Genomic DNA, 14,446 nt, shown 5'->3' with positions numbered 1-14,446 from the left:
CCTGCATGGCAAAACGCGCGTTTCCCGGAAACCCAAAGCCCCCTTTTCAGTCGATATTACCCCTGCTTGCATGGCGAATGGTAGTGGCGGCCGCAAGCCGAAACACTCAAGCCTGCTTTCCATTCCAGGATGGCCCGATATGGATAACGCCATGTTCCATATTGTTTTATATGCGTTTTTGCACAGGGTTGAAGACGAAACCCCAGCGTTTTTACATACAGGAATATGGGCGTAACTTTCACTGACTGATTCTCTGCTAGGATGAAATCACGACAATGCAACAAAATACAGTAAGTGTTTTCGGTAATGACTGTCTTGTTGCTTTCGGCCAGTTCATGCGTTAGCGTGGTGCACGACACTTGGATACTGGGCCGCAGCGCGGACCAGCGACCTATCTACCCGGAGATTCAGCAGATGACCTTCAAAGCCAAGTTGCTTTTCGTGCTACTGGCGCCGCTGGCAAGCAGCGCCTGGGCCGCAGACGATGCGCCCGCAGAAGACAACCCCATCAACCCGAAAGTGATCGACAAACTGGTGCAGGTGGGCCAGTACCTGCGCAGCCTGCCCAAGTTCAAGGTGGACGCACAGATCACCCGCGACGTGGTGCTGGAAACTGGTCAGAAAATCAAGGTGGGTGGAACCAGCCAGGTGGTGGTGGACGGCCGCAGCCGCCTGTATGCCAGCCTGGAAAGCGATACGCAAAACCGCCGCTATTTCTTCAATGGCAAGAAATTCACCCAGTACTCGCCAGCACTGAAGTATTACGGCACCGTGGATGCGCCGGAAACGCTTTCCGAAGCGCTGCATCAATTCGAAGAGCACTATGGCTTGCGCCTGCCCATGGAAGATCTGTTTCTGCTGGGGCAGGATCAAAGCCAGCTGGATGCACTGACGGCTGCCGCCTATGTCGGTTCTTCGTCCATCAACGGCAAGCAGTGTGATCACCTGGCCTTCCGTCAGGAGGGCGCTGACTGGCAATTGTGGGTCAGCCACTCGGACAAACCGTTGCCGTGCAAACTGGTGATCACCACCACCGAAGATACCAGTTACCCGGAGTACAGCGCGGTCTATAGTTGGAACCTGAAACCCGATACGAATGCAGCCAGCTTCACGTTCAAGCCGGCCAAGGGCGACGTTGCCATTTCGATCACGAAAGCTGCGCAATGAAGGGGATGAACATGATGCTGAAAACAACCATGCTCTCGGTGCTGGCCGTTGCGGTGATGACCATGGGCGTATCGCTGGAAGCCCAGGCAGGCCCGCACGTCAGGGGTGGCGCCAAACAATCGGTAAGCAAGCCTGCCGCCCGTGCCGAGCGCCCGGCCGCCCGCCCTAATGTGAGCGGCGGCAACAAGGTCAATGCCGGTAACAAGGTCGGCAACAAGACCAACGTCAATAACAGCCACAACAACGTCAACATCGACAACAGCCGCGACGTGAACGTCAATGTCGACAATGACGGCCGCCATGGTGGTTACTACCATGATGATTACCACCCGATTGCCACCGCAGCTGCCGTGACAGCCACGGTTGCCGTAACCGCGGCGGTGGTCGGCGCCATCGTCACCCCCAACCAGTTGCCAACCAACTGCGTGCAGGTGATGCGGGCCAACGTGGCCTATATGCAGTGCGGCACCACTTGGTATCAGCCGCAGTATCAGGGTAGCGATGTGACGTATATCGTCGTCAATGCGCCTTGATCGGCTATTGCTGTTAATGCTGTGATACAGGGCCCGGCTTGTGCCGGGCCTTTTCAATTCATCGTGGCGATCTGCACATGCTGCAATATCGATATGCTGCGATATGCTGTGCCAGTGGTTTCAGCCGCGCCAGCGAACGCCATATGTGAGGGCCGGACCAGATCAAAATTGTCGGGCCTGGCGACCCATCGACCAGAAAAGGCCTCAAGGGCCGGCGTTTTGGGCCTGGGCTTCCAGCCGCAACGGCTGCGGAATGAATGGCATGTATTTCATCAGGATACGGCCGAATTCACCGTTGGCGTACAGCTTTTCACCAGCGGACTCCAGTCGCATCAGCATGGCAGTACACTCAAGCTGATTTCCAGCTCCGTTGCTTTTGCCAGCAGCGCTGCGGCTTCGACACAGGCGCCACGATTGGGGCTGGTCGCCACGATACAGGGTGCAATGTCTTGGGCAAGGTAACTTGCGGAAGCCGCTTGCACGGATCCGGTAACAAGCATCGTCACGCCGAGGAAGAAAAACACTATTGATCGCATAGGGGCCTGGCTTGTTTGGCGGAGTGCCGGCTTATCGGTACTAGAAGCGTAGACAGTCTTTGACCTGATTGCCCCCACCGGAAAATATGGCGCGCCTTTGCAAACTTCCGGCATACCATCCCGAGCGTATTGCCTGCTGAAAAGCAGCGCGATCAAAGCTGCAAAAGATGCGAAGGCGATACGATCAGCCACTTGATCAGCCTTTGCCGTTCCGGCTGATATTTACTCCAGTTTACCCTCGAACAGAAGTCACCAGCGTCCCTGTAGGGGCTAAAGTGTTTGCTGTCGACGTCACCTATAAAAACCAGCGTAATCTGAAAGAATGAAGTCAAAAAATATAGACATATTCAGACATCATCAACAAGAAATTAAATAAACCTTCACCCTGGATTGACACTGGAAATTGTCATCATCCTGACCATATACTCACCATGCCGGGTCGGATTGCTCACCATGCTCGATCTATGACGGAATGACTGGTGAGTTCTGATTTCATGTTCCCAACCCCCTTCACACTGACAACGCGTACAGCACCAAGCGCTATGCCGGGTCGGATTGCTCACCATGCTCGATCTATGACGGAATGACTGGTGAGTTCTGATTTCATGTTCCCAACCCCCTTCACACTGACAACGCGTACAGCACCAAGCGCTGGATAACGATGCTGACAATGCACCAGAAAGTGGGAGGAGGTTATCCGAAACGGGTTTTCGGTATCGCCGATAGATCACGTCGACCAGAGGGGTGTTGAATGGGTCATCCAAGAGATAGTATCCGCAGTCTGAGCGGCCGGTTACCAGGTATCTCCAGCCTGATGGCGCTGTGTGCGTTGCTATGCGCAACGGCGATAGTCAACGCAGCGGAATGGCCAGACCGGCTGCACTTGCCGATCGAACCCAAGCAGCAGGCCGCCAAATTGGCGCCATCGGTAGGCCAATCAACCAAGATCGACTGGCCGGCCGAGATCCAGGCGCCAGAGGGCGCGCCCAATGTGCTGGTCGTGCTGATGGATGATGTCGGCTTCGGTGCCACGCAATCCTTTGGCGGCGCAATTCCCACTCCCAGCCTGGACCGGATTGCCCGGGAAGGCTTGCGTTTCAACAGCTTTCATACTGCGGCAGTCTGCTCGCCTTCGCGTGCGGCACTGATTACAGGCCGCAACCACCATGTTGCTTCCACCGGCATCATCATGGAGTTTTCCACGCCCTACCCCGGCTACCACAGCCTGGTATCGCGCAGCGTGGGGACCATCGGCGAGATCCTTACCGACAATGGCTATGGTACGTCCTGGTTCGGCAAGAACCACAATGTGCCCGATTGGCAAAACTCGCCTGCCGGCCCATACAACCTGTGGCCAACCGGGCTGGGCTTCCAGTACTTCTATGGCTTCCTGGGCGCGGATGCGCATCAGTTCCGGCCTGCGGTATACGAGAACATTACTCCGGTAGATCCATATCTGGGCCGGGAAGACACCTACCACTTCGATGCCGACATGGCTGACCATGCCATCAAGTGGATGCACACGCAAAAAGCGGTCTGGCCGAAAAAGCCTTTCTTTGCCTACTACGCACCGGGTACTGCGCACGCCCCGCACCACGCACCCAAGGAATGGGTGGACAAGTTCAAGGGCAAGTTCGACATGGGCTGGGACAAGCTGCGCGAAATCACCTATGAGCGGCAGAAGCAGATGGGGATCATCCCGAAAGATGCCGCACTCAACCCCACCCCCAAGGACTACAAACGCTGGGATGACCTGTCACCGGACATGAAGCGCGTTACCGCCCGCGAGATGGAAGTGTATGCAGGCGCGCTGGCCCATGCCGATTACCAGGTGGGCCGTGTGCTTGACGCCATCGACGAGATGGGAGAGAAAGAAAATACGCTGGTGATCTACATCATGGGCGACAACGGTTCCAGCGCAGAAGACCCGACCGGCGTTGGCATCACCAGTGAAGTGGTCACCATGGGGAATGGCATTCCTGATCGCCCGGAATATATGGTCGAAAATATCGACAAATTTGGCACCATGTGGTTCCAGAACCATTACTCGCATGGCTGGGCGCACGCGATGAACACGCCTTTCCAGTGGGACAAGAAAATCGCTTCGCACCTGGGCGGCAGCCGCACCGGCATGGCGATTTCCTGGCCGGGCCATATCAAGGATCCGGGCGGTATCCGCAGCCAGTTCACGCACATCAACGACATCGTGCCGACCATACTGGAGGCATCGCACATACCCGCGCCGGAAACCATCAATGGTTTCAAGCAGGTACCCATGAATGGCGTAAGCCTGCTCTATACGCTCAACGATGCTGGCGCCAAGGAGCGGCACAATACCCAATACTTCGAGGTGATCGCCAACCAGGCCATTTATCACGACGGCTGGCTTGCCAACACCACCCCTCAGCGACTGCCTTGGCAAGGGCGTGGACCGACCAATGCAGACCCCTTCAACGACTACTCGTGGGAATTGTACAACCTGAAAACAGACTTCACCCAGTCGAAAAATCTGGCAAACCAGAACCCGGAAAAGCTGGCCGAATTGCGCAAGCTGTTCAAGGCTGAGGCCGAGAAAAACCAGGTCTTTCCGCTGGATGACCGCTACATCGAACGCGTGGACCCGGAAAACCGGCCGCAGCCCAACAAAGGCCGTAACCGCTTCGTCTACTTCGATCACGTTACGCGCATTACCGAATCGATGGCTGCGGACATGAAGAACAAGTCCTTCACCATCACTGCAGATGTGACCGTTCCCAAGGATGGTGGCAGTGGCATCATCATGACCCAGGGCGGCTGGTTTGGCGGCAATGCGCTGATGTTGCTGGATGGCAAGCCTACCTATGCCTATGCACTGTCGCACTATCCGGAGCACAAGTTCCGCGTGCAGGCCCAAGACAAGCTGGCTGCAGGCAAACACCAGATCGTGCTGGACTTTGCCTACGATGGTGGTGGCATCGGCAAGGGGGGCTTGGCCACGTTGACGGTAGACGGCAAAAAGGTGGCGCAAGGCAGGATAGACCGTACCATCCCGGCGCGGATCTCACTGGATGAAACGCTGGATATTGGCGAGGATTCCGGCACGCCGATCGTGCAGGATTACACGGTACCGTTCCGCTTCAATGGCGAGATTGCCAAAGTGGTGATTGACCTCAAACCTGCGGCGGATTCCAAAGCACAGGAGCAGCTGGCGGCCAAGGTGCAAGACATTGACTGATTCCTGACGTATACAGGCAAAAAAACGCTGGCCATGGGGCCAGCGTTTTTTTGGGGTGCCCAGCCAACTGAGCGTGCTTCGACTCTGCATGGCGGGGTTAGCCGTTGCGCACGCATCCAGTCTCATTGCATTTTCAAATGCGCTCGTCAGTCTTCCTCTCCGAATCGGCGGCACCCGGTATGGTCACGGCACCTTTTTCAGCAAATAGGTATCCATGATCCAGCCGTTGCGCTGCCTGGCCGCGCTGCGCACCCGCTCGATCTCGTCGGCCACGTCTCCCAGCTTGCCGGAGATCAGTATTTCATCCGGCGTGCCAAGGTAAGCGCCCCAGTAGATATCGAGATCGGCATCCGGCACCTGCCGGTAGCTGTTTTCCGCATCCAGCATCACCACCACGCTATCGGCATGGGCGGGGAATTCCTCCGCCAGCCGCCGGCCGGTGGTGATTTCCACCGAACGGCCGATATTGTTGAGCGGCACCTTGTGCCGCGCGGTCAGCGCCTGCACGCTGGTAATGCCGGGAATCACGTCGTATTCCAGCTGCTGCCGGCCAGCGGCAATGATGCCGTTGAGGATGCGGATGGTGCTGTCGTACAGCGATGGATCACCCCACACCAGGAACGCTCCGCATTCGCCGTCCGCCAGTTCATCCTCGATCAGTTGCTCGAACAAATGCTGTTTGCCGTCATTCAGGTCATGTACTGCCTTGTCGTAATCGGGCTGCTGGCGCTCGCGTTCCGGCAGCGGGGCTTCCACAAAGCGGTAGTCATGGTTCTGGATGTAGCGCTCGCAGATTTCCTTGCGCAGGCGAGTGAGTTTCTCCTTGCTCGGGCCTTTGTCGAGGATGAAAAAAACATCAGCCTGATTCAGCGCGTTGACCGCCTGGATGGTGATGTATTCCGGATTGCCGGCACCGATGCCGATGATCAGTATTTTCTTCATGGGTAGCCCCTTATCGCGGATGCAAGGTCACGCTGGTTTCGCGGCTTTCTCTGCGCGCTTTTTGCGCTCGCTGTAGCGGTCGGTCAGGTATGGTGATGCACCGCGCGTCAGCAACGTGAACTTGATCAGCTCTTCCATCAGGTCCACCGTGCGGTCGTAGTATTCGGACGGCAACATCAGTCCCGCCTCGTCGAATTCATTGAATGCCGCCGGTACCGATACCTGGTTGGGGATGGCGATCATGCGCATCCAGCGGCCTTGCTGGCGCATCTGGTTGACCGCATTGAACGAATGCACGCCGCCGCATACTTCCATCACCGCCAGTGTCTTGCCCTGCGTAGGGCGAGTGCCACCGGCAAACAGCGGAATCCAGTCGATCTGCGCTTTCATCACCCCGGTGAGCGCGCCATGCCGCTCGGGCGAGCACCACACCATGCCCTCGCTCCAGCGCGCCAGCTCGCGCAGCTCCAGCACTTTGGGGTGCGCTTCGGATTCTTCATCCGGCAGCGGCAAACCAATCGGATTGAAGATGCGCACTTCCGCGCCCATCGCAGCAAGCAGGCGCGCGGCCTCTTCCGTCAGCAGCCGGCTGTATGAGCGCACGCGTAGCGAGCCGTACAGCATCAAGATGCGTGCCGGATGATCGCTACCCGGCTGGAACAGCGCAGCCGCATCGGGCCGGGAAAAATGGGCAGGATCAAGCTGCACGGGCAGTTCAGGATTGGGCACGATCGTTACCAGGCGGAAATGTTGATGGGGACGTTGATGGAGACTCAAAGGGCGCAGCCAGCGCTGCTCCCAGCCGTTGCCAGCCCTGCTCACCGGCGGGCAGGCCGAAGCGCAGGCTGGGCACATGCTCGAAACGGCGCACCCAGATGCCCTGCTGCGCCAGATGATGTTGCCACTGTGCAGCGTGCGGGTGGGGGGCCCAGGCAAATAATGGCGTAGCATGCGGCTGAAAGCCCGCTTGCGCCAGCAGCGCGGCCAGTCGCGGCCCGGCCTGCTGCAACTGGCGGCGAGCAGCAGCCTGCCAACCGTCATCAAGCAAGGCCATGCGCACCACAGCACGCGCCGGGCCGGAAATACTCCACGGCCCGCGCAACGCTGCCAGTTGGCCCAGCACTGCTGGCGCAGCCAGCACGAAGCCGACGCGGGCCCCTGCCAGGCCAAAAAACTTGCCGATGGACCGCAGCACGATCAAGCCGTCCAGTTGCGTGTGCGCAGCCAGCCCGGCAAGCGGCAGCGCATCCATGAACGCCTCATCCACAATCAGGCTGCCGCCGCGTTCACACAGCTGGCGGTGCCAGCCCAGCAGCACCTCCGGTGTGTACAGTGTTGCGGTGGGGTTGTTGGGGTTCACGATCACCAGGTGGCGCAGCTGTGCTGGCAAGGGCTGGCCCGGCAGCAGCGAAAAATCGGCTTGCTCCGCCAGATCTGCTACCGGTTCAGTCACGAAGCGCAGTACCTCGAAACCGGCAGCGGCAAACGCCGGTGCGTACTCGCCATAGGTCAGCAGGCCGATGCCCACGCTACCCAACGGCAGCACGGCGGGCAGCATGCGGATTGCTGCCTGCGTGCCGGCCACGGCCAGCGCGGCCGGCGCACCGTAATGGCTGGCAGCAATGGCTTCCAGATCATCGCCATCCTCGGGCAGGCGCAGCCAGGCATCGCCCCCGAGCGCCGGTACCGGATAGCCGTTGGGGTTGATGCCGGTAGAGAGATCGAGCCATGCCTCGCGCGGCCTGCCATATTGCGCGATGGCAGTAGCGAGGTTGCCGCCATGCGGCACGAATGGAACAGCTTGCAACATCGATCCCTTCAGGATTGCCGGATCAGGAAAACGGCCAGGCCCAGCAAGGTTTGCAGGCCCAGCCACAGATAGAGTGCGCGTTGTACCAGATTGATGGCCCGGCGCACATCATGGCCATCCGGCACCGCGCCCATGCCCAGTACCGGGCGCGCTTCCATCGCACCATGATAGCGGGCGGCACCACCGCACAATACCTGCAGGCTGCCGGCACCGCTGGCCATCACCGGGCCGGCGTTGGGGCTATCCCATGCGCGTGCCTGCCTGCGCCAGCAGCGCCACGCGCTGCGCGCATTGCCGCACAATGCATAGGCCAGCGCGGTCAGGCGGGCTGGCAGCCAGTTCAGGCCATCATCGATGCGTGCGGCCGCCCAGCCAAAATGCAGCAGCCTGGGCGTACGGTAGCCCCACATGGCATCCAGCGTATTGGCCAGCCGGAATGCCAGCGCCCCCGGGCCACCGGCCAGCGCAAACCAGAACAAGGCACCGAAAATGGCATCGTTGCCGTTTTCCAGCGCGGATTCGATCGCTGCGCGCGCCACGGCTGGCGCATCGGCATCGCTCATGTCGCGGCTGACGATGCGTGCAGTCAGGCGGCGGGCTTCGACCAGATCACCGGCCAGCAACGCGGCGGCGATGGGGCGGATATGCTCGTCCAGGCTGCGTGCACCCAGCGCAAACCACAGCAGCAACGCATGCAGCGCCCACGCCAGCGGCCAGGGCACTAGCTGCACGCTCAAAACGGCCAATGCAGCGGGAATCACCACCATCGCCACCCACGCCAGCACACCCAGCAGGCGCGGCAATGCCATGCCACGCCGCCCGGCGTTGACGTGATCGGGGTTGAGCCTGCGCTCCAGCGCATTGGCAATGCGCCCGAAGCCCACCAGCGGGTGCCAGCGCGCGGGTTCGCCCAGCACGCGATCGATCAGCACCCCTGTCCAAGCCAGCATGCACATGCCGGTAATGCTAAGCATGACGGCTGCCTGCGAGCTTGTGGCGTCGCGATGCGCGGCACGGCCTGGGCGCGGTGGCATAATGCCGCAGGTTTTTGCCCATGAAAAAAGGAAGCTCCATATGTCCGGCGTGTTGATGATTCAGGGTACCAGTTCTGATTCCGGCAAAAGCACGCTGGTGGGCGCGCTGTGCCGCATCGCCTTGCGGCGCGGCCTGAAAGTGGCGCCGTTCAAGCCGCAGAACATGTCGCTGAACAGCGCGGTGACCGTCGATGGCGGCGAAATCGGCCGCGCGCAAGCCTGGCAGGCGCTGGCAGCAGGCATCGCGCCGGAGATCGACATGAACCCGGTCTTGCTCAAGCCCAATAGCGATATCGGCTCGCAGGTGATCATCCACGGGCATCCGGTGGGCAATTACGATGCACGTGCGTACCACGCGTACAAACCCGTTGCGCTGCGAGCGGTGCTGGCCTCGTTCGGCCGCTTGCGCGCGCGCGTGGACAACCTCTTCGTGGAAGGTGCCGGCAGCCCGGCAGAGGTCAACCTGCGGGCCGGCGATATCGCCAACATGGGGTTTGCCGAGGCCGCGGATTGCCCGGTGATCCTGGTGGCCGACATCGACCGTGGGGGGGTATTCGCCCAGATCATCGGCACGCTCGATTGCCTGAGCGCTGCCGAGCGGGAGCGCGTCAAGGGCGTGGTAATCAACAAGTTCCGTGGTGACGTGGCCCTGCTCAGGCCCGGCCTTGACTGGGTGGCGCAACGCAGCGGCAAGCGCGTGCTGGGCGTGGTGCCCTTCGTGCCCGGTTTGTGGCTGGATGGCGAAGACATGCTGCCAACGGCACGCCGTGCTGCGGCCAGCCGCGCCGGCGCGCTGCGGGTGGTGGTGCCCGCGCTGCCGCGCATTTCCAACCACACCGATTTCGATGCGCTGCGCGCGCACCCGCAAGTGGATTTCAGCTATATCCGCGCTGGCGAGCCCATCCCGCCAGCAGACCTGGTGATCCTGCCCGGCAGCAAGAGCGTGCAGCGTGACCTGGCCTGGCTGCGCGCCAATGGTTGGGACGAATACCTGTTCCGCCACCTGCGTTATCGCGGCAAAGTGATCGGCGTGTGCGGCGGCATGCAAATGCTGGGGCGCGAATTGCACGATCCACTTGGCATCGAGAGCGAGGTGCGCAGCACTGCGGGGCTGGGGCTGCTCGATTACGTCACCACGCTGGAAACGGAAAAAAGCCTGATCAACGCCAGCGGCCAGCTGGCGCTCGATGGCGCCGCGGTACGCGGTTATGAAATCCACATGGGCGCCACGCATGGCCCGGCGCTGGATCAGCCTGCGCTGTGGCTGGGCGATCCGCCACGGCCGGAAGGCGCCATCTCGGCGGACGGGCAGGTTCTGGCCACCTATCTGCATGGCTTGTTCGATGCGCCCGAGGCTTGCGCGGCGCTGTTGCGCTGGGCGGGGCTGGCAGCGGCAGAGCAGATCGATCACGATGCGCGGCGGGAAGATTCGATCAACAAGCTGGCCGATGCTGTGGCGGCCAGCGTGGACCTGGATGCGATCTGGGCGATCATGGAATGAACGCGTAGCTTGGCCTCGTCTGTCAGGCACATCAGAACGCCTCACCCAGGAACAGCGCTGCGGCAAAGCGCGGGTTGGATGGCCAGTAGGCGTGCATATAGCTGGCGGTGATCGGCCCATGCGTGAACCAGGCCTCGCCTTCCTTGCCGCTATCCGGGTTATGCGCCCGGCCCGCGGGCAACAACGTGGTGCTGAAGCTGGAATAGTGGAAGGTATGGCCGCGCATCGCACCGTGCCGGCCATCAAGCTGCTGCATGCCCAGTGCGGCAAACCGGCTTTGCATGGTGGCGTGGCCCGGTAACAGGCCCAGCATGGGCGTGGTTAGCCCATCCACGCTGGTCAGCGCATCGCACAGGTACAGCATGCCGCCGCACTCGGCCACGATGGGGCGTGCCGCTGCGGCGTGTGTTTGCAAGCTGCCGGCTGTTTGCCGGTTAGTGCCCAGCAATGCTGCATGCAGCTCGGGGTAACCGCCGGGCAGATAGACCGCATGGCATCCGGCCGGTACCGGCTCATCCGCGAGTGGCGAGAAAAATGCCAGTTCTGCGCCCAGCGCATGCAACAAATCCAGATTGGCCGGGTAGATGAACGAGAATGCTGCATCCCGCGCAACGGCGATGCGCTGGCCCTGCAGCCAGCGTGCTTCAACGTCCTCCGCTGGCGGCATGCCAAACTCCACCGCTGCGGGCAACTGGGCCAGCCCGGTAGCGGCGATGGCGTCCGCAGCGCGGTCCAGCCTGCTATCGAGATCGGCAATGTCATCCGGCTGCTGCAGGCCCAGGTGGCGTTCCGGCAGCATCAGCGCGCTTTCTGCAGCCACATGGCCCAGCCAGCGGATATCGCCCGGCAGCGTTTGTTGCAACAGCGCTGCATGCCGTGGCGAGCCTACCCGGTTGGCCAGCACACCATGGAACGGCAACTGCGGCTGGAAGCGGGCCAGGCCAAACGCGATGGCGCCAAACGTCTGCGCCATCGCCTTGGCGCCGATCACCGCAAGCACCGGCACGCCGAAATGCATGGCCAGGTCAGCACTGCTGGGCGTGCCGTCGAACAAGCCCATCACGCCCTCGATCAGGATCAAGTCGGAATCGAGCGCCGCCTGCGCCAGCAGCGCCTGGCAACCGGCAGCGCCCACCATGCCGAGGTCGAGGTTGTATACCGGCGCACCGCTGGCACGTGCCAGTAATTTTGGGTCGAGAAAATCCGGCCCGGTCTTGAACACGCGCACGCGCCGCCCCAAGCGGCGGTGGTAACGCGCCAAGCCCGCAGTGATGGTGGTCTTGCCGGACCCGGACGATGGCGCGCTGATGAACAGCGCCGGGCAAGCAGCCATGCGTCAGAACTCGACGCCGCGCTGGGCTTTTACGTTCTGTTCGCGATACGGGTGCTTGACGAGGGTCATTTCGGTGACGAGATCAGCCGCTTCGATCAGCGCTTCGGGCGCATGGCGGCCGGTGATCACCACGTGCAGCATTTCCGGCCGCGCTTTGACCACGCCCAGTACTTCATCCAGCGGCAGGTATTCGTATTTCAGCACCGTGTTGAGCTCGTCCAGGATCACCATCTGGTAATCACCGCTTTCTATCATGCGGCGTGCTTCATCCCAGCCTTTGCGCGCGGTGGCGATGTCTGCATCGCGGTCCTGCGTGTTCCAGGTGTAGCCATCGCCCATGGTGACGAAATCGCATTGCGCCACCGCGCTCAGGAAATCACGTTCCGAGGTATGCAGTGCGCCCTTGATGAATTGCACCACGCCCAGGCGCATGCCGTGCCCCAGCACGCGCACAGCCATGCCGAATGCCGCAGTGGTCTTGCCCTTGCCGGTGCCCGTGTTCACGATCAGCAGGCCTTTTTCCACCGTGGCGGCAGCCTGTTTCTTCTCGTGGCCGGCGCGGCGACGCTCGGTCATGCGCTGGTGCGAGGCGGGATCAGTTTTCATGATGGATATCCTGTATCTGTGCGGCGATGGCGACGGTCACGCCATCCAGCCTGAATTTGCCAACCAGCAATTGCCCGCCGGGTGCGGCCAGCAGCGCGCACGGCTCGCATACGCCGCTCACCCCCACGTGTGCCCGCGCCGCAGCGGAAGGTTGCCAGGCAACAGGCAATGCGTTGATCTGCGCGGGCGAGCACGGCAACAGCGGCAAACCATGCTGCGCGCAGAACGCCAGCAGCCCCGGGGTATCGCACTTGCGATCCAGCGTGGCTACCACGCCGACATCCTGCAGGCGGTAAGTGCCTAGCGCGCCCAGTACTGCGTTGGCTATTTGCTGTGCGGAGCTGTCGCGGCGGCAGCCGATGCCGATTGCCAGTCTGCTCATGGCACTCCATGGATTTAAAAGCAGCCAGCAGGCCCCGCCCGCTTTGCTGTGCGGGAACCCTCCGGCCATACCTCGCCGGCCGCGATGCACAAGGTTTTATGGGTGGCATCAGGCTCGCAACACATGCAGCGCACGATGGTTGCCATGAAAGAAAGTACAGCACAGTAAGCCGCTGCAACGGTACGGGGTAGTGCCTGCGCTGGTAGAATCATACCGTAACTTCTGTCAGACACCCCCAGCACTCCCCCTACAAAAAACAGCACGCTGCCTTCGTTGCAGCGGACTCGTGCCAGAGAACTCGGAGCTTTCCCATGCAGATGCGCAAAATCCCGGTCACCGTTGTGACCGGCTTTCTCGGTAGCGGCAAAACCACCCTGCTGCGCCACATCCTCCAGAATGCGCAGGGCCGCCGCATTGCCGTCATCGTCAACGAATTCGGCGAGCTCGGCATCGATGGCGAAATCCTCAAGGGTTGCGGCATCGGCTGCGATGACGCGGGCAATGAAACCGCTGGCCAGCTGTATGAGCTGGCCAATGGCTGCCTGTGCTGCACGGTGCAGGAAGAGTTCTACCCGGTAATGGAAGCACTGATCGAGCGGCGCGAGCAGATCGACCATGTGCTGATCGAAACCTCTGGCCTCGCGCTGCCCAAGCCGCTGGTGCAGGCGTTCAACTGGCCAACCATCAAGAACAGCTTCACCGTGGATGCGGTGATCACCGTGGTGGACGGCCCCGCCACGGCAGCCGGCCAGTTTGCCGAGAACCCGCAGGCAGTGGATGCACAGCGCCAGGCCGACCCGAATCTGGATCACGAATCGCCGCTGCACGAGCTGTTTGCCGATCAGCTCTCAGCCGCCGATCTCGTCATCCTCAACAAGATGGATCAACTCGACGCCGCGCAGGTGGCCGGCGTGGAAGACACCATCCGCGAGGACATCCCCGCGCATGTGAAGATCGTGCGCGCGCAGAACGGCCAGCTGGACCTGGCCACGCTGCTGGGGCTGGAAGCGAAATCCGAAGAAGGCATCGAGGCGCGCCATGGCCACCATGGCTCCAGCGATGATCCGGACCACCACCACGATGACTTCGATTCGGTTGTCGTCCACGCGGAAACCACCTCGCGCGAGGCCACCATCGCAGCACTGCGCAGCCTGGTTGAAGCCAATGACATCTATCGCGTCAAAGGCTTTGCCGCGCTGCCCGATACGCCGATGCGCCTGGTCATCCAGGGCGTGGGTACGCGCTTTGACAGCTATTTCGACCGCCGCTGGAGCGCAGGCGAGACACCGGCCAGCCGTTTCGTGCTGATCGGCGCTGATCTCGATCAAGCTCTGCTGCAACAGGCGTTCAGCGCCGCGCTGGCTCCCACCCCGCAAGCGGCCTGATCC

Annotated in this window: 14 protein-coding genes; 5 read left to right on the top strand and 9 right to left on the bottom strand. The window is 61.2% G+C overall.

The window, feature by feature from the left end; genetic code table 11:
• Positions 1–414: 414 nt before the first annotated feature.
• Both IGB42_RS11320 and IGB42_RS11315 read left to right on the top strand, forming a co-directional pair.
• Positions 415–1,167: a DUF2092 domain-containing protein gene (locus tag IGB42_RS11320; RefSeq protein ID WP_159671578.1), complete on the top strand. Its 753-nt coding sequence runs from the start codon at positions 415–417 to the stop codon at positions 1,165–1,167.
• 11 nt (positions 1,168–1,178) lie between these two features.
• Positions 1,179–1,700 carry a hypothetical protein gene (locus IGB42_RS11315; protein WP_201799905.1) on the top strand — a complete coding sequence of 174 codons (522 nt, stop codon included), beginning with the start codon at positions 1,179–1,181 and terminating at the stop codon, positions 1,698–1,700.
• Between the two features lie 204 nt (positions 1,701–1,904).
• Here the strand turns inward: IGB42_RS11315 and IGB42_RS22445 are convergent, their stop codons facing one another.
• Both IGB42_RS22445 and IGB42_RS11310 read right to left on the bottom strand, forming a co-directional pair.
• The gene (locus IGB42_RS22445; protein ID WP_255461464.1) at positions 1,905–2,039 is read right to left on the bottom strand and encodes a hypothetical protein; all 135 of its coding nucleotides are present in this window, start codon (positions 2,037–2,039) and stop codon (positions 1,905–1,907) included.
• Complete coding sequence (locus tag IGB42_RS11310) at positions 2,033–2,428, bottom strand: hypothetical protein (protein WP_159671576.1); 396 nt, start codon at positions 2,426–2,428, stop codon at positions 2,033–2,035. Before IGB42_RS11310 ends, IGB42_RS22445 begins: the two co-directional genes overlap by 7 nt.
• 559 nt (positions 2,429–2,987) lie before the next feature.
• On the opposite strand from IGB42_RS11310, the gene IGB42_RS11305 reads away from it, so the two are divergent.
• On the top strand, positions 2,988–5,450 hold the full coding sequence (locus tag IGB42_RS11305; RefSeq protein ID WP_159671574.1) for an arylsulfatase: 2,463 nt from the start codon (positions 2,988–2,990) through the stop codon (positions 5,448–5,450).
• Positions 5,451–5,633: 183 nt separating this feature from the next.
• On the opposite strand, the gene cobF is transcribed toward IGB42_RS11305, so the two are convergent.
• The 4 genes from cobF to cbiB are packed head-to-tail and all read right to left on the bottom strand — an operon-like array spanning position 5,634 to position 9,176.
• Positions 5,634–6,392 (bottom strand): precorrin-6A synthase (deacetylating), encoded by a 759-nt coding sequence (cobF, locus tag IGB42_RS11300; protein WP_159671572.1) that lies wholly within the window; start codon positions 6,390–6,392, stop codon positions 5,634–5,636.
• Positions 6,393–6,419: 27 nt separating this feature from the next.
• Complete coding sequence (gene arsH / locus IGB42_RS11295; RefSeq protein WP_174764204.1) at positions 6,420–7,121, bottom strand: arsenical resistance protein ArsH; 702 nt, start codon at positions 7,119–7,121, stop codon at positions 6,420–6,422.
• On the bottom strand, positions 7,108–8,202 hold the full coding sequence (gene cobD, locus IGB42_RS22220) for a threonine-phosphate decarboxylase CobD (RefSeq protein ID WP_159671568.1): 1,095 nt from the start codon (positions 8,200–8,202) through the stop codon (positions 7,108–7,110). Before cobD ends, arsH begins: the two co-directional genes overlap by 14 nt.
• 8 nt (positions 8,203–8,210) lie before the next feature.
• Positions 8,211–9,176, bottom strand: a complete 966-nt coding sequence (gene cbiB, locus IGB42_RS11285) for an adenosylcobinamide-phosphate synthase CbiB (RefSeq protein ID WP_159671566.1) — start codon at positions 9,174–9,176, stop codon at positions 8,211–8,213.
• A gap of 100 nt (positions 9,177–9,276) precedes the next feature.
• Here cbiB and IGB42_RS11280 point away from each other — a divergent pair, with 100 nt between their 5' ends.
• Positions 9,277–10,737, top strand: a complete 1,461-nt coding sequence (locus tag IGB42_RS11280) for a cobyric acid synthase (protein WP_159671564.1) — start codon at positions 9,277–9,279, stop codon at positions 10,735–10,737.
• A gap of 31 nt (positions 10,738–10,768) precedes the next feature.
• Here IGB42_RS11280 and IGB42_RS11275 read toward each other — a convergent pair whose 3' ends face one another.
• From IGB42_RS11275 to IGB42_RS11265, 3 genes are read right to left on the bottom strand one after another with little or no spacing between them, the layout of a single operon-like run.
• Positions 10,769–12,070 (bottom strand): cobyrinate a,c-diamide synthase, encoded by a 1,302-nt coding sequence (locus IGB42_RS11275; protein ID WP_159671562.1) that lies wholly within the window; start codon positions 12,068–12,070, stop codon positions 10,769–10,771.
• Between the two features lie 3 nt (positions 12,071–12,073).
• Positions 12,074–12,676: a cob(I)yrinic acid a,c-diamide adenosyltransferase gene (cobO, locus tag IGB42_RS11270; protein WP_159671560.1), complete on the bottom strand. Its 603-nt coding sequence runs from the start codon at positions 12,674–12,676 to the stop codon at positions 12,074–12,076.
• A complete protein-coding gene (locus tag IGB42_RS11265; protein WP_159671558.1) occupies positions 12,666–13,058 on the bottom strand; it encodes a cobalamin biosynthesis protein in 393 nt (130 codons plus the stop codon). Before IGB42_RS11265 ends, cobO begins: the two co-directional genes overlap by 11 nt.
• Positions 13,059–13,369: 311 nt before the next feature.
• On the opposite strand from IGB42_RS11265, the gene cobW reads away from it, so the two are divergent.
• Positions 13,370–14,443, top strand: a complete 1,074-nt coding sequence (gene cobW, locus IGB42_RS11260; protein ID WP_159671556.1) for a cobalamin biosynthesis protein CobW — start codon at positions 13,370–13,372, stop codon at positions 14,441–14,443.
• The last annotated feature ends 3 nt before the right edge of the window (positions 14,444–14,446 follow it).

The sequence above is a fragment of the Andreprevotia sp. IGB-42 genome, from assembly GCF_009848685.1.
In the GTDB taxonomy this organism is placed as follows: Bacteria; Pseudomonadota; Gammaproteobacteria; order Burkholderiales; family Chitinibacteraceae; genus Andreprevotia.
Note: the sequence above shows the minus strand (reverse complement) of the source record. Positions and strands in the feature narration are given on the sequence as shown.